A 19389-nucleotide genomic window follows, 5' to 3' on the forward strand; every position below is an offset into this window, starting at 1 on the left:
TGCAGGTTCGTCCGGTGCGTCCAGACACCCGCCGCCCCTTTCGGGACAGCGGGTGTCATGGCCGGCGGGTGTGGGCTCAGTGCTCGCCGCTGCGAAGCTGCGTGATCCGGGTGCCCCAGTTGGCGAGTGCCGTGCGCGTGGCCCCGCACGAACCGACGGGCGCCGTGACGTACTGCGCGAGCGTGCAGGTCTGCGCGATGTACTCGTTGGCGAACCACAGGCTGGTGCCGTCGGTGGCAGCGGCGCCGTAGTCGCCCCAGCGGGGGCGGAGCGGGGTGCCGTAGGCCTTGTAGCCGCTGAATCCGTCCTGCGTGCCGACTCCTTCGGCGGCCACGCGCACCGGCGTGGCGCCGTCCTCGCTGAGACCGAAGTACGCGGCGCTGGGGTGGTGGTCGGTGCCGACCAGGGTGGCGCCCACGGCGGCCCGGCCGTCCGTGGTCACGGCCACGGTCGGGTACAGCAGGTTGTTGCCGGACACGCTCACGACGCCCTGCCGGACGACCTTGGCATCGGCTTTGTTCTTGTTCGTCTGGGGCTTCAGGATGAACCACGCGGCCCCGGTACGGTCTGTGCCGTTGTCATTGACGGCGGTTCCCAGGGTCGTCCAGAGTTTGCCGTCGGCGTACATGACCTGCTGCACGCGGCTGTCCCCGCTGTCGATCGGCGAGAGCACCTCGTTGTGGGCGGGTTCTGTCGTGAACAGGTATCGCCAGCAGCCGGGGCCGAAGGGTGTGGCGAGGGTGGTGTCATTGATGCACTGCCCGAGCGGGAAGGTGCCGGGTCTCTGGGTGGCGGCGGGCGGCACGGCGTAGCTGTTCACGCGAACCGTTCCGGCGTTCAGGGCAAGATCCGGGGTGGCGCTGTCCAGGGACTTGGTGTTGGTCAGGCCCCACACGACCAACTGGTCGCTGACGCCACTGTCCGCGAACACGGCCAGCGAGCTCACGAAGTACTCGGTGCCGTGCGAGCGGGCCTGGTTGTCGTCCTCGCCGCGTCCGCCGGGCGTGATCGACGGCATGAGCGTAAAGGCCGGCTGCGGACTGGTCACGTCGGTCAGGTTGAAGTTGACGACGGTCAGGGTGGAGGCTCCAGCCACCAGTTTCGCCTTGGGCAGCGCGTAGATCTCGACGCCGTTGAAGTCACCTGTGACCAGCGAGAACTCGTTGGTGGTGAGGTACACGCCGCTCGCGTTCATGCCCAGGTGCGGGTAGTCGCCCAGGCAGGGGCAGTTGCCGTGGTTGGGGGTGCCGTCTGTGCCGTCGTTGTGCACGGGCAGGCGGTAGATCGTCCACGCGCCGGTAGGGTCGCTGGTGCGGCTCACGGCCAGGTCGAGGGTGTTCTTACCGGTCAGGTTTCCACTCGCGGGATCGACGCCCAGGGTGTCGGTCAGGTGGAACCAGCGGCGGGTGTCCGGATCGTAGTGGCAGCTCGGGTCGAACAGGTTGGGGCCGGAGACGCCCGTGATCCGGTTGATGGCCGCCGGGTAGCCGTTGAAGGTGTTGAGGTCGACCGGTGGGGTGCGGGGGGCGCCGCTGGTGCTGTACACGCGCAGAACAGAGTTCACCGTCTCCAGCACCGAGCCGTTGCCCACGCACAGGCCCTGATCCGGCGGCTCGTTGCTGAACTGGTTGCCGCCATTGGCGGTGCGGGTGTCGCGGTGGTTCAGGCCGTTGAAGGACAGGGCCAGGGTGGGCGCGCTGCTAACCTTCAGGGCTCCGAAGGCCGCCGTGCTTACACCCTTCCCGGGGTGGGTGCCCGGCAGGCGGCGGTTCACTCCGCCCTGGAAGCGCCGGGAGGGCAGCGCCTGGGCGCTCAGGGTGTCGGCCTCACCCCCGGACGGCCCGTCGGCGATATTCGCGGTCGGCCCGAATTCCGGATTCTGGAGGGCTCCTCCGGCGGGCGCGGCGGACTGCAGCGACGAGCTTCCCGCCGCCTTCAACTGGAGCACGGTGGGCGGCGAGGTCACGGCCTGCGAGTCGAGGACGGCCGTGTCCTGGGCCACCTGCAGACTCGCCGGACTTCCACAGGCGACGAGGCTGACACTCAGGGCCACTCCGGCGGCCCACTTCCACGGTCTGTGCATGCGTGCTCCTTCCGATCAACGGCTGACACTGGACGGACGAACATGGCAGCGGAACGAACGGCTCCCCATAGAGACGGGAGGAGCGCCCATGAACCGGCCCCTCGGGCATCACACCGGGAAACGCCCGTACTCTACCCCCAACCGGGGGAACGTACGGGCACGCACCGCCACACGTCCTGGATCTCTCACCAGCGGGGCTGCATGGCTCCCATCACGTGGTACATCAGGGCCTTCTGGGCATGCAGGCGGTTCTCGGCCTGATCGAACACCCGGCTCTTGGCGTGCTCAGTCGCGCCGGGCACGGTCTCCTCGCCGTAGTGGGCGGGCAGGCAGTGCAGGAAGATCCCATGCGGGGCGAGCATGTCGAGCATCTCGGGAGTGACCTGGTAGCCCCGGAAGGCGCGGCGGCGGATGTCCGCCTCGGCTTCCTGACCCATGCTGATCCACACGTCGGTGTACAGGACATCGGCGCCCTGCACGGCGGCGAGGTCGTGCGTGAGGGTGATCTCGGTACCGCTTTTCACGGCGTCCATCAGCACGCCGGCGTTGGGTTCGTAGCCGACCGGCGTGACGATGGTGACCTGCGCGCCGGTCAGGATGGCCATGTGGATGTGGCTGTTGGCGAGGTTGTTGCCGTCGCCGATATACACGACCCGCCGGGTGCGGAGGTCGCGGCCGAACGCTTCCTCGATGGTCTGGTAGTCGGCGAGCAGCTGCGCGGGGTGCAGCATGTCCGACAGGCCGTTGATGACAGGAATGCTGGCGTGCTGCGCGAGTTCGTTCAGGGTCTGCTGGAGGTACACGCGGCCCATGACGGCATCCACCCAGCGTTCCAGGTTGCGGGCCACGTCGCTGACGCGCTCCCGGGTGCCCAGGCCGATCTCGGTATTCGACAGCGTGATGGCGTGCCCACCGAGCTGGTACATGCCGACGTCGAAGGTGGTGCGGGTGCGCAGGGACGCCTTCTCGAACACCAGCGCGATCGACAGGCCGGTCAGCGGTTTCACGCCGCGCCATTCCCCGCGCTTCATGGAGTGAGCCGTATCGAGCACCGTGCGCAGTTCGGCGGAAGTCATGTCGAGGTTGCTCAGGAAGTCCCGCCCGGCCAGCACTGGGGCAGGCAACGTTTCCGGCGTGAGCAGCACGGGTTTATTCACACCAGTTTTACCCTTCACAGCGGCGGACGTGGTGGACTTCTTAGCTTTGGCAACAGCCTTCGTCATAGAGGGGAAGTATACCCGGCGGGCCTAACACAGACCACAGCTGTGCATGCTTACTCATATTATTGAATAAGCATGCATCCAGGGAAGCCCTAGCTGGGGATGTCAGTTCGCCTGGCCCGGAGCCATCTGGATACCCGGTCAGTCGTTGGGGGTAAAACACACCCATCATGAGAGTACGATCCGCGCACGTATAGAGCGAGTGCCCGTAATTGGTCGTCTCCGTCGCTGGCAGCGGCACACGCCGGCTCCTGGAGTTCAGGGTACTACTTCATAATCGACTCATTCTTTCTCACTAGAGTGGGCGTAGCAGGATGTCTATGAAATTCTTAACATCTTTGCCCCGTCCAGGGCGCGTCTTGCCAACCTAAGAGCCCGGTGATGCTGGAGTTTACAGCATACAGCGGGCAGCACGGCCGCATCTCTACAGCCACGCACACCGATCCAGACGAGGTTCAGCGCCAGGACGCTCTAGCCATCGTCGGCTCCGGCAAGTGGCACGGCACCCACCACGAAGCCCCTAGATCATCAAGTTTTCGTGAACATCTCATCTTTGCTCCCCGACCGCGCGGTCTGCACCTTGCCCTCACCATCCAGACCGTTCCCGCGCACTCGCTCCACAGGTTTAGAGGACTTGGACAGCATGGTCAGTCAACGACTCCAACCGACCCGACAGGCCTATTTCCGCTCGCACCTGATGGCCTTTCTGAGCCTGATCGATGTCAGCGCACCGATGCTCCTGGGATTAATCGCCGCGCACCTGCTGCTGCCGCGCGCGTCCATCACCCTGGCCTACAGCAACTGGCTGCTGGCCGCGTGGGTGGCGTGGGGGGCCATCCGTGGACGGCACGCCGGGCTGCGTTCGTACCGCTATTACGAGTCCATCGTCATTCCCGCCTGCGCACTGGCGATCAGCCTGCTCGTGCTCTCGCTCGTGGGGGCCAGCAGCGCCTTGCGGTTCCTGCTGGCCGTCACCCTGGGCTGGGGCGGCGTGATGCTCGTCACCCGCTACCTGATGCGCCGGCTCGCCCCGGCAATGGTGGTCGGCGTCCTGCCGGGACAACTCGGCGACCTGCCCACCGACCCGGCCGTACGCTACGTGGTCCTCAGCTCCCCGCAGCAGGTGGCCCTTCAGGAACTCGACGAACTCCTGATCGATCCATACCAGGCCCTCTCGCCCGAGTGGGCGCACCTGCTGATGCACGCGCACGCGGCCGGCGTGCCCACCTGCACGGTCGCCAGCCTGCAGGAGGAATTGAGTGGCCGGGTGTCGGTGGAGTACCTGCACGGCGCCCGGCTGGGCGAGGTGCCCTTCCTGTCGTCGTACGTGCAGGTGAAAGTATTGATCGACCGGCTTGTGACCGTGCTGGCGCTGCCGGTGCTGCTGCCCCTGGCGGGCGTGGTCGCGTTGGTCGTGCTGATCGATTCCGGCGCACCCATCCTGTTCTTCCAGGAGCGGGTGGGCCGTGACGGCCGGCTGTTCAGGATGGTGAAGTTCCGCACCATGCGCACCGATTCGGAACGCAGCGGGGCCGCCTTCGCCACCCCCGACGACGTCCGTGTGACCCGCGTGGGCCGCTTCCTGCGCAAGTTCCGCCTGGACGAGCTGCCGCAGTTCTGGAATGTCCTGAGTGGCGACATGAGCATCATCGGCCCACGCCCCGAGCAGCGGGCCTTCGTCGAGCACTTCAACCAGGAGATCCGGCTGTATCCGGTGCGGCACTGGGTGCGTCCCGGCATCACCGGCTGGGCACAGGTCGTGCAGGGCTACGCGGCCGACACCAGCACCACCGTCGACAAGCTGCGCTACGACGTGTTCTACATCAAGTACCTGTCGTTCTGGATGGACGTGCGTATCGTGTTCAAGACCCTCCAGACCATCCTGACCGGCTTCGGGGCCCGTTGAACGCTCGATCCTGCCGCCCGGCCCGTGGGCTGCCCACCCGCCGGGCCCCCCTTTCCCTCTTCCCTGGGCTGCCCAGTAGGATTCTGATGATGGCCACCGAGCCCCCCACCGCTTCACCTGACCCCGGTTGCTGCCGTGCTGAAGCCGCCATACCAGCGCCGGCCCACGCCCTCCGATGAAGCGGGTACTGGTCACCGGCGGGGCCGGATTCATCGGCAGTCATGTGGTCGACACCCTGCTGGCCGACGGCTGGCGGGTCGACGTGATCGACAGTTTCGACTCCTTCTACGACCCGGCCATCAAGCATGCGAACATCGCCGCGCAGCTCCAGCACCCGGACTACACCCTTCACTCCCTGGACATCCGCGACCAGGACGCCCTGCGCGACCTGCCGGGCGGATTCGACGTGATCGTGCATCTCGCCGCCCGCGCCGGCGTGCGCCCCAGCATTGCCGACCCCGCCACGTACCAGGACGTGAACGTGCGCGGTACGCAGAACCTGCTGGAATTCGCGCGCACCCGCGGTGTGCCGCAGTTCGTGTTCGCGTCGAGCTCCTCGGTGTACGGCGTGAATCCCCGCGTGCCCTGGAGCGAGGAGGATCACGTCCTCGCTCCCATCAGTCCGTATGCCAGCACCAAGGTGAGTGGGGAACTGCTCGGACACGTGTACAGCCACCTGTACGGCCTGCGATTCGTGGCACTGCGTTTCTTCACGGTGTATGGCGAGCGGCAGCGTCCGGATCTGGCCATTCACAAGTTCGCGCGCCTGATGCTGGACGGCCGACCGATCCCGATATTCGGGGATGGCTCGACCCGGCGCGACTACACGCACGTGAGCGACATCGTGCGCGGAATCACGGCCGCCATGGCGTACACAGGGAGCGCCTACGAGGTCATCAACCTCGGCAACAACCGCACGGTCAGCCTCGCGGAACTGGTGGACGTCCTGGAGGACGTGCTCGCGGTGAGGGCGCAGCGTGAGGTGCTGCCCATGCAGCCCGGCGACGTCCCGCAGACCTGGGCGAACCTCGAGAAGGCCGGGCGGCTGCTGGACTTCAAGCCGCAGGTGGAGTTCCGTACCGGCTGCGCCGCCTTCGCCCGCTGGCTGCAGGATCAGCCGCCCACGCCCAGGCAGGCGGCCCGGTGATCCATACCGTCAAGGCGCGGTCCGGACTGCCGTACACCGTGGTGTGGTTCCCCGACGTGGCGGACGTGGACGCGGTCGCCCGCCTCCGGCTGCCGATCACCGTGGTCCGGCAGGCCAGCGCGGCCTTCATGCGCCGCTACGAACAACCCCTGCTGCGCCGCCTCCGCTTCTGCACAGCGGTCGCGGATCTGACTCAATCCGAGGATCGACTGATGGCGAACATGAGCAAGACCTGCCGCGCGTCCATCCGGCACGGACTGAGAACACCCCACGTCTTCGAGGTTCTGAAACCCAGCGAGTCCCCGCAGGGCTGCGCGCTGATCGACGAGTTCAACCGCAGGCTGTACGGACAGCCGGTCAGCGCCGCGAACTGGCGGCTGACCGAGCGGCACGGCGTCCTCACGCAGATCCGGGTGGACGGGCAGCTCCTGGCGGTGAACACGCACCTGTTCGACGGCACCGCGCGGGCCCGCGCGTTCTACGGCGCGACCATTCCCCGGCAGCAGGGCCATACCCCGCCGCGCGTGGTGGCAGACATCAACCGCGTGCTGACGTGGTACGACATGACGTACTTCCGCAGTCTGGGCGTCCGCACCTACGACGCCGGGGGCCTGTTCGACGACCCGGATCATCCGTCAGCGGGGGTGGATCGGTTCAAGCTGGCCTTCGGGTATGCCCGCCGCTACGAGTACCACGCGCTGACCAGCCGGTACCTGCTGGCCCGCCGGGGCCTGAAGCTGCTCGCGAGGGACTCGTGACCACCAGTCCACCACGCCGGCGCGTGGCCCGGGAACGCCTGGGCCGCCTGCGGCGCGTGCCCCTGTCGAATCTGCTGCTGCGCCAGGAGTACGTGATCGCCGTGGGCCACACCGATACCCTGCGCGACCTGCCCGGACGCGCGTGGACGTCCACCGTGACCCGTGACCTCGTGACGGACGCCGTGGCGGAATACGTCGCCGATCCGTTCCTGCTGCGGCGGGACGGACTGTATCACCTGTTCTTCGAAGTCCTGAATCTGCAAACCGGGCGCGGGGAACTGTCGGTGGCGCACTCCAGGGATCTGGCGCACTGGACGTATGGCGGCGTGATCCTGCGTGAAGCGTGGCACCTGTCGTACCCGTACGTGTTCGAACATGACGGCGAGGTGTACCTGATTCCCGAGAGCGCGGAGCACCGTGCCGTGACCCTGTACCGCGCGACCGGATTCCCGCGCCGCTGGCAGAAGGTGACGGACCTGCTGACCGGCGCGCCCTACGTGGATTCCTCGATCTTCCGGGACGGCCTGGAGGACGGGCACTGGTGGCTGGTGACCTCGCTGGAGGAGGGCGGTGCGCCGCTGGTCTACCGCGCCGAGTCGCTGACCGGCCCGTGGGACGCCGTGGACGTGCACGGCCCCACCGATGCACGCCGGCTGCGCTCGGCAGGCCGGATCTTCCTGCGAGCGGGAGCGTGGCACCGGCCGGTGCAGCGGCGGGGGCAGGTGTACGGTGAGGACGTGTGGCTCATGCGGATCGACCTCATGGACGGCACCTACCGCGAGACGCTGGCCACGGACATTCCGCAGCCGCTGCTCGCGCCACACGGTGAGGGCTGGAACTCGCTGGGCATGCACCACATGGACGTGCACCCCGAGGACGGCGGCTTTCTGGCTACCGTAGACGGCAAGGCCCTGATCCTCGACCTGAACCTGCGGCGCACCTGGCTTAGGCTCCGGAACAAGCTGCTGGGGATCGGCCGTTCATGACCCTGGTCAAGCACAGCCTGCTCTATGCGCTGGCACGCGGCGTGCCCGGCATGCTGAATTTTGTGGCGCTCGCCGTGTTCAGCCACCTGCTCGACCCGGCCGGATACGGGCAGTACGCGCTGGTGATTGCCATCTCGACCCTGCTGAACTCGGTGCTGTTCGAGTGGCTGCACCTGGGGCTTCTGCGCTACCTGCCGACCGAGGCGGCTGACCATCCCCCCTTTCTGCGCACGATCATCGCCGGGTATGGGCTGGTCGTGGCGGGCACCGCCGTGCTCGGGGCGCTGAGCCTGCCGTTCGTGGACGCCGCGATCCGGCCGCTGGTCGGGCTGGCCCTGGTGCTCACCTGGGGACAGGTCTGGTTCGAGCTGACGCTGGAACTCCTGCGGGCGCGCCTGCAACCCGTGGCATACGGCGCCCTGTCCCTGACGCGCGCCGTGCTGTCGCTGGGGCTGGGCGTGGTGCTGGTGCGGGCTGGGCTGGGCTCCACCGGGCGGCTGCTGGGCCTGCTGCTGGGCGCGCTGCTCCCTGGACTGGTGTGGAGTGCGTGGTGCTGGCGGGGCGCGGCGGCCCTCCGGCACGACCGGACAACCATGCGCACGCTGCTCCGCTACGGCCTGCCGCTGACCGTGACCTTCGCCTTCAGCTTCATCCTGAGCACATCGGACCGGCTGCTGCTGGGCGCCCTGCAGGGAGCGGCGGCGGCGGGCGTGTTCTCGGTCGGCATGGATCTGGCGCAGCAGTCGCTGGTGCTGCTGATGTCCATCGTGAACCTCGCTGCGTACCCGCTGGCCGTGCGGGCCATGAACGAGCATGGCGAGGGCGCAGCCCGCGAACAGCTGGTGAACAACGGCGCGCTGCTGCTGGCCGTGTCGGTGCCGGCGGCCGTGGGCCTGAGCGTCCTGGCTCCCCAGATCGCGCGCGTGGCGCTCGGCGCGGACTTCCAGGGAGCGGCCGTGCAGCTGATTCCGTGGGTGTCGTTGAGCGCCCTGCTGCTGGGCTTCAAGGCCTATCACCTGGACCTGAGCTTCCAGCTGGGGCAGAACACGAAACAGCAGATCTGGATCGTCCTGATGGCGGCGGCCGTGAACGTCGGCCTGAACCTGCTGCTGATTCCCCGCCTGGGGTACATGGGCTGCGCCTACGCGTCGGTCGCGGCGGCCAGCGTGGCGGTGCTCCTGAGCTGGCTCTGGGGCCGGCCGTCGTTCCCGGTGCCCGTATGGTTCCCGAACATTCCGGCCGTGCTGCTGGGCAGCGCCGCATTGTGGCTCGTGGAGGTGCGGCTCGGGGGTGGGCGCGGCACCCTGGCCCTGCTGGGACAGGTCGTGGCGGGCGGCGCGGCGTACCTCGGATGCTATCTCGCCCTGAGCGGCGCCGACCGCGCACGGCTGCGGGCCTGGTGGACAGGTCGCAGCCGCACGGCCCGGGTCGGAGAGGCCACGTGAGCGGGCTGGCGACGCCAAAACGGATCGCGCTGTACCTGCCCACCCTCACGCCGGGGGGAGCGGAGCGCGTCATGATCAACCTCGCGCGCGGCTTCGTCGAACGGGGACACGCGGTGGACTTCGTGCTCGCCAAGGCCGAGGGGGTGTACCTGGACGAGGTGCCGCCGCAGGTGCGCCTGATCGACCTGAACAGTCCCGCCCGCTTGCAGACCATGCGCAGCCTTCCCCGTCTGGTCTCGTACCTGCGGCGTGAGCGGCCGGACGCCCTGCTGGGCGCGATGAACCACGCGAACATCGTGGCGCTCGCCGCCCGCCGGGTCGCCGGGGTGCCGACCAGGGTGGTCGTGTCGATCCACAACAACATCTCCAGCGAGAAGGCGCGGGGCGCCAACACGCGCGACAAGCTGCTGCCGTGGCTGTGTGCGCGCAGTTACCCGGCCGCGCAGGGCATCGTGGCCGTGTCGGGCGGGGTCGCGGACGATTTCAGTGCGGCCACCGGTATGGCCAGGGATCAGATCGAGGTGGTGTACAACCCCGTGATCACGCCGGAACTGACCGCGCTGGCCGCGCAGCCGGTCGGGCATCCCTTCTTCGCGCCGGGGCAGCCCCCCGTGATCCTGGGGGCCGGTCGCCTGGAGTACCAGAAGAACTTCCCGTCGCTGCTCCGCGCCTTCGCCCAGCTGCGGCGGGAACGCCCGGCGCGGCTGGTGATCCTGGGCGAGGGCTCGGAGGCCGCGTCGCTGGCCGCCCTGGCCCTAGAACTCGGCGTGGAGGACGACGTGTGGCTGCCGGGGCACGTGAAGAATCCCTTCGCGTACATGGCGAAATCGGCGGTGTTCGTGCTGTCGTCGCGCTACGAGGGCCTGCCGACGGTCCTGATCGAGGCGCTCGCCGTGGGCACCGTTGTGGTCTCCACCGACTGCCCGCACGGCCCGGCGGAGATCATCGCGCAGACCGGCAGCGGCCGGCTGGTGCCCCTGGACGACGATGCGGCCCTGGCCCACGGCATCCTCGCCGCGCTGAATGAACCGGCGCGGCCCGCCGCGAACCTGCACGAGTTCGGCATGGACTACCCGCCGCAGCGCTACCTGGAGCTGCTGCTGTGAGCGCCCGCACGACTTCCTTGGCTCCGTCCGCAACCACGCCCAGGCCGGTCTCGCTGCGGCCACCGGTGGCGCTGCTGCTAGCGTGCGTGTTCCTGTTCAGTATTTCCTGGGAGAACGCGGTGGTGGTGAGCGGCCTGGGCACCGTGGGCCGCCTGACCGGCGCGCTGGCCGTGCTGGGCTGGCTGACCCACGTGCTGCGACATGGCCGGATCTCCCGCCTGTCGGCCGGCAGTGCCGCCCTGGTGGTGTATCTGCTGTATGCCACGGCCACGTATTTCGTGCGGGTGGACGAGAATTCGGCGTTCGACACGGCCATCACGACCCTGCAACTGGGGATCGTGTCGCTGCTGCTGTGGGACCTGATCCACACGCGAACACAGTTGATGCTGGCGCTGGTCTCCATCGTGGCGGGCGCGTCCGTGAGCGCCATCCTGACCATCCTGAATTTTCTCGGACAGCAGCCCACGCGGTTCTACGACCGCTACGCCGGGGGAAATTTCGACCCGAACGAGCTGGGCCTGATCCTGTCGCTGTCGGTGCCGCTGGCGTGGTGGCTGGCCCGCGAGCTGCGGCTCCCGCTCCTGCGTGCCGCCATGCTGCTCTACCCGCCAGCGGCGCTGGTCGCCCTGATCCTGACCGGGTCGCGTGCCGCCCTGATCGCCTACGGGTGTGCGCTGCTGTACGTGCTGTACGACCTCTTTTTCGGCACCACCTTCCGGAAGACCGTCCGGGTGGGCCTCCTGGCGTCACTGGTCGCCTGCGGGTGGGGCGTGTCGGTGCTCGCGCCCGGCTCGGTCGCCCGCCTGAGCACCATCGGCACCGAACTCACCCGCGGGAACCTCAACGACCGGCGGGACATCTGGGCGGCCGCCTGGACGCTGTCCGGCACGTCGCCGGTGCTGGGCATCGGGGTGGGCCGCCTGGCCGATGACCTGAAGCCCTATTTCGGGCAGGCCATCGTGGCACACAACACGCTGATCACCGTGGCTGTCGAAGGCGGCGTGATCGGAACGCTGCTGTACGCCGCGTACGTGGCGCTGCTGCTGCTGAACCTGCGCGCGCTGCGTGGATCTCTGTGGCCGATGTGGCTGGCCTGCCTGGCCTGCCTGGCGGTGGGGACGTTCACGCTGACCTGGAATTACCGCAAGCTCACCTGGGTGCTGCCCACCCTGGCGCTGTGCTCGGCCCGCCTGTGCCGCACCGAGGACCTGGAGCTCGCGGGCTCGCGCCCCCTGCCAGAACACGACAGCGCGTGAGGCTGCTGTACGTGGTGACCGGCACGAACCTCGCCGGAGCGGAGATGCAGGTTCTGCAGCTGTCGCGCGGCATGCGCCGCCGGGGGCACGAGGTGCATGTGCTGTCGCTCGCGCCGGAAGGGCCGGTGGCCGGTCTGGCGCGCGAGGCGGGCGTGAAGGTGCAGTCGCTGGGGGTACGCGGCCCGGCCGGACTGCTCCGCGCGGTGCAGGGCGTGGCGCAGCACAGCGCCCGCGTGCGCCCCGACGTGCTGCACGGCCATCTGGTGCACGCGAACCTGGTGTCGAGGGTGAGCCGCCTGCTGGGGCCGGTGCCGGTGCTGATCAGCACCGGGCACAGCGTCCGCGAGGGCGGGTCGTGGTCGCTGCCCGCCTACCGGCTCACGGACGGGCTGAGCGACCTCACGACCAACGTGAGCCGCCGCGCGGTCGAGCAGTACCGGGCGCGGCGGGCCGTGCCGGCCGGCAAGCTGCGCTTCGTCGCGAACGGCCTGGATCTGGAGGCCTTTGACCTGGCGGCGGGCACGGTCACGTCGCCGCGAGTGGGCACCACCTTCCGCTTCATCGCCGTGGGCCGCTTCGAGGAGGCGAAGGATTACCCGACCATGCTGCGCGCCTTCGCGCTGGTGGCGGCGCAGGCCCCGCAGGCGCACCTGGACATCGTCGGCGAGGGCCGGGGACTGGAGGCCGCGCGCGCGCTGGTGAGCCACCTGAACCTCAGGCACCGGGTGAGCTTCCTGGGGGCGAGGCACGATGTACCCACGCTGCTGCGGAACGCGGACGCGTTCCTGATGTCCTCGGCGTGGGAGGGCCTGCCGATGGTGCTGCTGGAAGCCGGCGCGGCGCGGCTGCCGGTCGTGGCGACCGACGTCGGCTCGATCCGCGACGTGGTGCTGGACGGCCGCAGCGGGCACCTCGTTCCGCCGGGCGATCCGTACGCCCTGGCGAACGCCGCCCTGCTGCTGTTGTCGCACAGCGAGGCCGCACGGCAGGACATGGGCACGGAAGGCCGCAAGCACGTGGAACGCACCTACAGCCTGGACGGCGTGCTGGACGAATGGGAAGGCATCTATGCGGAACTGCTCGCGCCGCGCCGCGCCGGCCTGGGCGCCCGGGGGAACACATGAAGATCGCCTTTGTTATCACGCGCGGAGACTCGATTGGCGGAGCGCACATCCACGTGCGTGACCTGTCCCTGCACCTGCTCGCCCAGGGACACAGCGTCACCGTGATCGTCGGCGGGCAGGGCGACTACACGCAGGAACTGGAGCGGGTGGGCGTGCCGTACCGCAGCCTGGCCTTCCTCACGCGCGAGATCCGGCCCCGCCAGGAACTGCGGGCGCTGCTGGAACTGCGGGGCGTGCTGGCCGAGGTGCAACCGGATCTGGTCTCCACGCATTCATCGAAGGCCGGACTGCTGGGCCGCGTGGCCGCGTGGTCGCTGGGCCTGCCGGTGATCTTCACCGCCCACGGCTGGGCCTTCACGGACGGGGTGCCGGTCCGCGAGCGGCGGTTCTACACGGTGGCCGAGCGGCTGCTGGCCCCGCTGGCGCGGCGGATCATCACGGTCTCCGAGTACGACCGGCAGCTGGCCCGGCGCCACCGGGTCGCCTCGGAGCGGCGGCTGGTGACCGTGCACAACGGGATGCCACGGCTGCGCGGCCAGATGCTGGCCCGCCCGGACACGCAGCCGCCCACATTGGTCATGGTCGCGCGCTTCCAGGAGCAGAAGGATCACGCGACCCTGCTGCGCGCCCTGGCCGGCCTGACGGCGCTGCCGTGGACACTGGAGCTGATCGGGGACGGCCCGCTGCTGCCCGAGATGCAGGCCCTCGCGGCCGAGCTGCAGCTCACCGACCGGGTGAACTTCCTGGGGGCCCGGCGGGATGTGGCCGAGCGGCTCCAGGCCGCGCATGTGTTCGTGCTCGCCACCCACTGGGAGGGCTTCCCACGCTCGATCTTGGAGGCCATGCGCGCGGGCCTGCCGGTCGTGGCCTCGGCCGTGGGCGGCGTGAGCGAAGCCGTGACGGACGGCGTGACCGGCCGGGTGGTGCCGCCCGCCGACGTGGCCGCCCTGCGTGACGCCCTGGGAGGATTGATCTCCTCACCAGTCGAACGCCAGCAGCTGGGAGAGCGGGGCCGGGCCGTCTTCCTGGCCGAATTCACCTTCGACCACATGTTGGAGCACACGCTGGCTGTGTACCGGCAGGTGCTGGGCGTCCGCACCCTGCCCCTGTCGCCCGAAATATCCACGCCCACGTCTCCCCCGGTGCCCGAGACGGCGGGCAGCTGACGTCCCTGCCCCCGGCGGATGCCCCCGCCTGCCGAAAGGGTTGATGTTCCGGAGACGCCGGGAGTGGTACATCTGAACGTGATCCGTGGGGATCGAACACCCCGCCCAACCTTCCGCACCGCCCATTTCCGTCCGAGGTCAGCCTTGCACTCTTCCCTGCCCCCCCACCGGTTCGACTGGAGCGCCGCGACCCTGCTGCGCGCCCTGCGGACGCATGCGCCGCTGATCCTGGGCGTAGCCCTGCTGCTCGCGGCCCTGACCTACGCCGCGCTGGCACTGCGCGCGCCGGTGTACACGGCGACCAGCAGTCTGATGTCCGCGCCGGGGGGCAGCAACGACCCCGTGTTCACGACGGCGCCGCCCCTGCCGCCCGGCGCGGTGGACCAGGCGCTTCACAGCGAGGCGCTGGTGCGGGACATGGTCACACGGTTGCAGGGCAGCGGCCTGGACGCGGCCACCTTGACCCGCCTGGCGGGCACGTTGAACGCCGAACTGGGCGCCCAGGATTTCCGGGTGCTGGCCGTGAGTTCACAGATCAACGACCAGCAGGGGGGCACCTACGTCGTGTCGGCCCACGCTGGGACGCCCTCCGAGGCGAAGATCCTGGCCGATACGGCCGCCGCCGCGCTGCTCGCCTGGGACCGGCAGCGGGCCGTGGAGGGCATCACGAGGTTGCAGGGTGGCCTGCGCACGTACCTGTCGTCGCTGGACAAGCGTGTAGCATCCACCACCGATCCCGGCCGCCGCCGGGCGCTGCTCACGGCCCGGCAGAGCGCTGTGGATCGGCTGGTGCAGCTGGAGCAGGTGCAGGGGGCCGCCACGGGCACGCTGTCCCCGTTGGCGGGAGCGGTCGAGCCGACCCGCGCGGCGTCCGGATCGCCGCTGGGCCGCGCCCTGCTGGTTTTCCTGGCCGTAGCTGTGCTCGGCACGGTTCTCGTCGCCCGCTTCCGGCCGCTGCTGAACCGGATCGCGCCGCAGCCACCGGCGCTGGTGCCCGGCGTGCCGGAACTCGGCTGGCTTCCCCAGCTAAATACCGATGTCCTGGGTGACGTGGCGGCAGCGGAACGCGGTTCCCTGGGCCGGGCACTGGCCCTGCTGCGCGGCAACGTGCTCGGTCACCTGGAACCCGGCCTGAAGCGGATCGTGGTCAGTGCCGCGCAGCCAAGCGGGACGTCCAGCGTCGTCGCCGCCCTGCTGGCCCACACGCTGGCCGACAGCGGTCAGCGGATCCTGCTGATCGACGCGCACCCGGGCGGCCTCCAGCAGCGGCTCTGGATCCCCGAGAGCACGCACTGGCAGGTGCTTCCGGGAGCGACGCTCCACGCGCGTCCGGCCGCCACTCTGGCCTCGGCCCTGTCGTTTCCTGAAGGGGCCCAGGCGCGCACCGTGGCTCCCGGGGTGGATCTGCTGGGCGGGCCGGATCCACAGGCGCAGGGCTTCGACCTGCACGGTGTGGAGGGCCTGGACGTGATGCTGTCCCGCTGGGCGGAGGCCTACGACCTCGTGGTGGTAGACGCGCCAGCCCTGAGTGCCTCGCCGGACGCCCTGCTGCTGACCGGCGGGCGCCGCAGCCTGCTGCTGGTTCACGAGGACAGCGTGAACCGGGCGGACACCCTGACCGTGCTCCGCAGCCGGGTACCGGCGGGCCGGGCCGGGCTGCTGGGCGCCGTCTGGACGAACGTGGCGCCGGGATGGATCCGCCCGCCCGCCCGGCCGCGCGGAGCGGCGACTGGAATCGCGCCGGGCACTCCAGACTCCGGAGCGCTGTAATGCCGCCCTTCCCGCCGGCCCTGTTCCTCCAGGACGGTCAGCGGGCCACGCCGTCCCGATCCGTGCAGGACGACGTTGAGGTGCGGCAGGTGCTGCGCCACCTGCGACCCTTCGCCGTGTGGATTGCGGTCGCCACAGTCGCAGCGACGGCCGGAACCTACCTGACGGAGCGCCGGCAGCCGAGGGTGTACGAGGCGGTGGCGAGCGTCATGTCCGTGACCGGCGCGCGCGACGCGCAGGCACTCGATATCACCGCCAGCGCCCCACCCGTCACGCCGACGGCGGTGGACGAGGTGGTACACAGCGCGGCTCTGGTGAACGACATCGTCACGCGGCTGCCCGCCTCAGGGATTCCGGCGACGGTCACGAATCAGCTGACGGCCGAATTGCGTACCGAGCTGAAGACCCGCGTGTTCCGGCACGTGATCATCCAGGCGCGGGTGGATCAGCAGCAACGTGGCGTGTACGCCATCGTCGCGCGCGCGAGTAGCGGCGCAGCCGCCCAGGCCCTGGCGGGGGCGACCGCGCGCGCCCTGCTGGACTGGGACGCGCAGCGTGCCCGCTACCGCTATGTGGCGGCCCGGCAGACCCTGGAACGCCAGATCGCGCGTTCCGGTACCCTGCTGCCGGACTCAGACCCCGGCGGGGCCCGCGAACAGCTGATCCGCACCGTGTGGCAGTTGAAGCTGCTGGAGGTCACCGCCACCGGCACGCTGACGCTGGTGGCGCGGCCCGTCACGCCGTCCGATCCGATCTCGCCCCGACCCACGCGCAATGCGGCGCTGGCGGGCTTGCTGGCCCTGCTAGGCAGCTCGGCGGCGGCGCTGCTGGTACAGAGTGTGCGCCGCCGGGTGCGCAGCGCCGAGGATCTGCGCAGCCTGGGCCTGCCGGTGCTGGGGGAACTGCCCCTGCGTGGCCCGCCGGAGGGCCTGGTGATCGGCAGCCACGTCGGCGGTCTGGCGGACGCCCTGGGATACCTGCGCGTTCAGCTGTTGCCGCTGCTGGCCCGCGCGCCGCAGTCCACCGTGGTCGTCTGCGCGGCCCGGGCGGATCAGGGCAGCAGCGCCGTGGTCGCCACGCTGGCCGGGAACCTGGGCGACAGCGGCTTGAAGGTGCTGATCATCGACGCCCGTGGCGAGGACGCCCGGCAGCGGCAGCTGTGGCCACTGCATGTGGCGCCGTGGGTTCCCCTGCCGGGCGCGTACGTGAACCCCGCGTACGGCGTCGCCACGACGCTGAGCAGCGCCTGCCGCGATCCACAGATCGCCCAGGTGGCCCGCGTGTCGGGTAACGTCGATCTGCTGCCGTCCGACCGTGCCGACGACGCCACCGATCCGCACTCAGGCGTCCATCACGCGGCCTTCGCGGATCTGCTGCGGCAGTGGGGCAGCGTGTACGACGTCGTGATCATCGACGCGCCGCCTCTGCTCGATGCGCCGGATGCGCTGGCCATTGCGCCGGGTACCGCCGGTCTGCTGCTGGTCGCCGACCTGAAGGTCGCCCGCACGCCGGAGCTGGAGCAGGCCCTGAATCTGGCGGCCATGACCGCCGTGCCGGTGCTCGGCGGCGTGCTGACGCGGCAGGACGGCTGGCCGGTCGGCGCGCGTGGCCCCGCTGCTGAACCGCAGGGACGCCGCGATGTCCGTGGTTCAGGTAGGGGCCAGCGGGCCCGGCCGGGCGCGAACCGCCGCTGACTGGGAGTCTGCTGGTGAGGTTGTGGCGGCCGCGCGCCTACTGGATCTGCACGCCGTCCACGAACACGTTGGCGACCGTCGTGGGACGATACGTGCCGAGCACCGTGCTGGTGCGGACATTGGTGGCGTGGAGGCCATTCAGCGAGACCTGACCGGTGTAGTTCTGGAAGAAAGTCGGCTTGTCGTCGGTGGTGTCGCTGACCTCGATGTTCCGCAGCGACACGGTCGCGCCGGGCACGTCGGAAGGCACGATGGCGATCACGCCGGCCTTGCTGACGGCGGCGTACCCGCTGGCGCGCAGGCCATCCACCGTGATTTTTCCCGACGGGCTGAGGAACAGGGCCGTCCCGTTGCGGTGAGAGGCCACGTTGCGGAGCGTGATGTTCGTATTGTTGATCTGCGCTACGTCGATCCCGGAACCCTGGTTGTCGCTGGTCTCCGCGCCGTCGATGGTCACGCCGTCGTTGCCGCGCAGATCGGCGCCCCGGTTGGGTTCGATGTCGATCCCCGCCCACGGGCCGCCGGACACGCCATGCGCGCCGTTGAAGCGGCCACCATTGACGCTCAGGTTCCGTGACGCAATGACCGAGAGGTTGTTCCGGCCGGAATTCAGCAGCTCCACGTGGTCGAGCAGGATGTCGGTGGGGTACAGGTCGGCGCGGGTGGTGGGCAGCGGGCTCACCAGATCCCGGATGTACATGCCGTCCAGCGGAGCACCCAGGCTGCGGATCCTGCGGAGCGTGACATTGCGGCTGCCCCCGTCAATGAACCAGCTCGTCTGGGTCTGGTCCTCGGTCATGACGGGCCGCCGATCGCGGTTCGCGTCGACGGTCAAATCGAGCACCATGACGTCCTTCGCGGCGATCCTCACGAGGAACCACGGGCTGTCGGTGGCCTCGTCGTCCATGACCTTCAGGGTGGCGCCATTACCGAAGACCATCACACCGTCGCGGGTCAGCTCGAACTGACAGCGCTGCGTCCGGTGAAAGGCGTAGACCTTGCCGGCCGCGAACGAGACGGCCGTGGCCGAATCCGACTGAGCATTCAGCCGGGCGAACAGGGCAGACAGGGCGGCCGTGTCGTCCGTGCTGCCGTCGCCCACGGCGCCAAACTGCTCGGGCGTGAGCGCGTCGGCAGGAAGTGCAGGCATCACAGCCGTGCTGTCCGAGGAACCCGAAGGAATAGTCGAAGTTGGCACGTCCGCGCCCACCGTCTGCACTCCAGTGCATGCGCTCAGAGCCACGCCTACGGCCAGCAGCAGCGCTGAGCGAGACAGGGAGATCGGGCGTGGATGGGTGGTGGAGCGTGTCTGTAGCATGGGTTCCTACCTTCGGTGGCCCGGCCGATTCTGTGCTGTGGGGAGCTTCAGGGCTCTGCGTCTCCATCTCGCGAAGGGTTGGTTTCGCCGGGTAAAGCACGCGCCCTATCCGTCTACCTGTCTTCATAGTCTGGCGGGAGAGGCTCTCCCGGTTCTTACGGAACTGAACATGAAGATTCAGCACGCCTCCGCGCATTCAGAGTCCGGAAAATCACACTCCCCACTCTTCTTCCTTCAGCGACACGAGGCGCACCCGGACACGTCTCATATGCCGGTAGACGTGACATCAAAAATGGCGCCCCAGATCCGAAGATCCGGGGCGCCAGTGGACGCAATCTGGTGGTGTTGACGTGACCTGTAGAAAGGAGGTGATCCAACCGCACCTTCCGGTACAGTTACCTTGTTACGAC

General features: G+C 69.2%; 14 protein-coding genes. 11 read left to right on the forward strand and 3 right to left on the reverse strand.

All coding sequences use genetic code 11. The annotated features are described in order from the left end of the window. Positions 1-76: 76 nt before the first annotated feature. Positions 77-2083: a hypothetical protein gene (locus tag E7T09_RS21165; protein WP_136391190.1), complete on the reverse strand. Its 2007-nt coding sequence runs from the start codon at positions 2081-2083 to the stop codon at positions 77-79. 185 nt (positions 2084-2268) lie between these two features. Next, positions 2269-3306: an ornithine carbamoyltransferase gene (gene argF / locus E7T09_RS21170; RefSeq protein ID WP_136391191.1), complete on the reverse strand. Its 1038-nt coding sequence runs from the start codon at positions 3304-3306 to the stop codon at positions 2269-2271. 694 nt (positions 3307-4000) lie between these two features. Between argF and E7T09_RS21175 the strand changes: the two genes are divergently transcribed. From E7T09_RS21175 to E7T09_RS21225, 11 genes are all read left to right on the forward strand, one after another. Next, entirely contained in the window at positions 4001-5209 is a 1209-nt protein-coding gene (locus tag E7T09_RS21175; protein WP_168734972.1) for an exopolysaccharide biosynthesis polyprenyl glycosylphosphotransferase, read from the forward strand. Positions 5210-5384: 175 nt separating this feature from the next. After that, positions 5385-6356, forward strand: a complete 972-nt coding sequence (locus E7T09_RS21180) for an NAD-dependent epimerase/dehydratase family protein (protein WP_136391193.1) — start codon at positions 5385-5387, stop codon at positions 6354-6356. Then, the gene (locus E7T09_RS21185; RefSeq protein ID WP_136391194.1) at positions 6353-7114 is read left to right on the forward strand and encodes a hypothetical protein; all 762 of its coding nucleotides are present in this window, start codon (positions 6353-6355) and stop codon (positions 7112-7114) included. The genes E7T09_RS21180 and E7T09_RS21185 overlap by 4 nt, the downstream gene beginning before the upstream one ends. Continuing rightward, positions 7111-8100 (forward strand): family 43 glycosylhydrolase, encoded by a 990-nt coding sequence (locus tag E7T09_RS21190; protein WP_136391195.1) that lies wholly within the window; start codon positions 7111-7113, stop codon positions 8098-8100. Before E7T09_RS21185 ends, E7T09_RS21190 begins: the two co-directional genes overlap by 4 nt. Further along, positions 8097-9545: a lipopolysaccharide biosynthesis protein gene (locus E7T09_RS21195; protein ID WP_136391196.1), complete on the forward strand. Its 1449-nt coding sequence runs from the start codon at positions 8097-8099 to the stop codon at positions 9543-9545. Before E7T09_RS21190 ends, E7T09_RS21195 begins: the two co-directional genes overlap by 4 nt. Beyond that, on the forward strand, positions 9542-10651 hold the full coding sequence (locus E7T09_RS21200) for a glycosyltransferase (protein WP_205747065.1): 1110 nt from the start codon (positions 9542-9544) through the stop codon (positions 10649-10651). The genes E7T09_RS21195 and E7T09_RS21200 overlap by 4 nt, the downstream gene beginning before the upstream one ends. After that, positions 10648-11907: an O-antigen ligase gene (locus E7T09_RS21205; RefSeq protein ID WP_136391198.1), complete on the forward strand. Its 1260-nt coding sequence runs from the start codon at positions 10648-10650 to the stop codon at positions 11905-11907. The genes E7T09_RS21200 and E7T09_RS21205 overlap by 4 nt, the downstream gene beginning before the upstream one ends. Then, the gene (locus tag E7T09_RS21210) at positions 11904-13031 is read left to right on the forward strand and encodes a glycosyltransferase (protein ID WP_136391199.1); all 1128 of its coding nucleotides are present in this window, start codon (positions 11904-11906) and stop codon (positions 13029-13031) included. The genes E7T09_RS21205 and E7T09_RS21210 overlap by 4 nt, the downstream gene beginning before the upstream one ends. Then, positions 13028-14197, forward strand: a complete 1170-nt coding sequence (locus tag E7T09_RS21215) for a glycosyltransferase family 4 protein (protein ID WP_136391200.1) — start codon at positions 13028-13030, stop codon at positions 14195-14197. Before E7T09_RS21210 ends, E7T09_RS21215 begins: the two co-directional genes overlap by 4 nt. 144 nt (positions 14198-14341) lie before the next feature. After that, positions 14342-15967: a CpsD/CapB family tyrosine-protein kinase gene (locus tag E7T09_RS21220; RefSeq protein WP_136391201.1), complete on the forward strand. Its 1626-nt coding sequence runs from the start codon at positions 14342-14344 to the stop codon at positions 15965-15967. Then, positions 15967-17661: a CpsD/CapB family tyrosine-protein kinase gene (locus E7T09_RS21225; RefSeq protein ID WP_136391202.1), complete on the forward strand. Its 1695-nt coding sequence runs from the start codon at positions 15967-15969 to the stop codon at positions 17659-17661. The genes E7T09_RS21220 and E7T09_RS21225 overlap by 1 nt, the downstream gene beginning before the upstream one ends. A 37-nt stretch (positions 17662-17698) precedes the next feature. Here the strand turns inward: E7T09_RS21225 and E7T09_RS21230 are convergent, their stop codons facing one another. Then, positions 17699-18811, reverse strand: coding sequence for a right-handed parallel beta-helix repeat-containing protein (locus tag E7T09_RS21230; RefSeq protein WP_136391203.1), 1113 nt, complete (start codon positions 18809-18811; stop codon positions 17699-17701). Between the last annotated feature and the right edge of the window lie 578 nt (positions 18812-19389).

Source organism: Deinococcus sp. KSM4-11 (genome assembly GCF_004801415.1).
Lineage (GTDB): Bacteria > Deinococcota > Deinococci > Deinococcales > Deinococcaceae > Deinococcus.

Coding starts and splice junctions, on each gene's coding strand:
- E7T09_RS21165 (WP_136391190.1), bottom strand. CDS start 2,083: ATGCACAGACCGTGGAAGTGGGCCGCCGGAGTGGCCCTGAGTGTCAGC.
- argF (WP_136391191.1), bottom strand. CDS start 3,306: ATGACGAAGGCTGTTGCCAAAGCTAAGAAGTCCACCACGTCCGCCGCT.
- E7T09_RS21175 (WP_168734972.1), top strand. CDS start 4,001: ATGGCCTTTCTGAGCCTGATCGATGTCAGCGCACCGATGCTCCTGGGA.
- E7T09_RS21180 (WP_136391193.1), top strand. CDS start 5,385: ATGAAGCGGGTACTGGTCACCGGCGGGGCCGGATTCATCGGCAGTCAT.
- E7T09_RS21195 (WP_136391196.1), top strand. CDS start 8,097: ATGACCCTGGTCAAGCACAGCCTGCTCTATGCGCTGGCACGCGGCGTG.
- E7T09_RS21215 (WP_136391200.1), top strand. CDS start 13,028: ATGAAGATCGCCTTTGTTATCACGCGCGGAGACTCGATTGGCGGAGCG.
- E7T09_RS21225 (WP_136391202.1), top strand. CDS start 15,967: ATGCCGCCCTTCCCGCCGGCCCTGTTCCTCCAGGACGGTCAGCGGGCC.
- E7T09_RS21230 (WP_136391203.1), bottom strand. CDS start 18,811: ATGCCTGCACTTCCTGCCGACGCGCTCACGCCCGAGCAGTTTGGCGCC.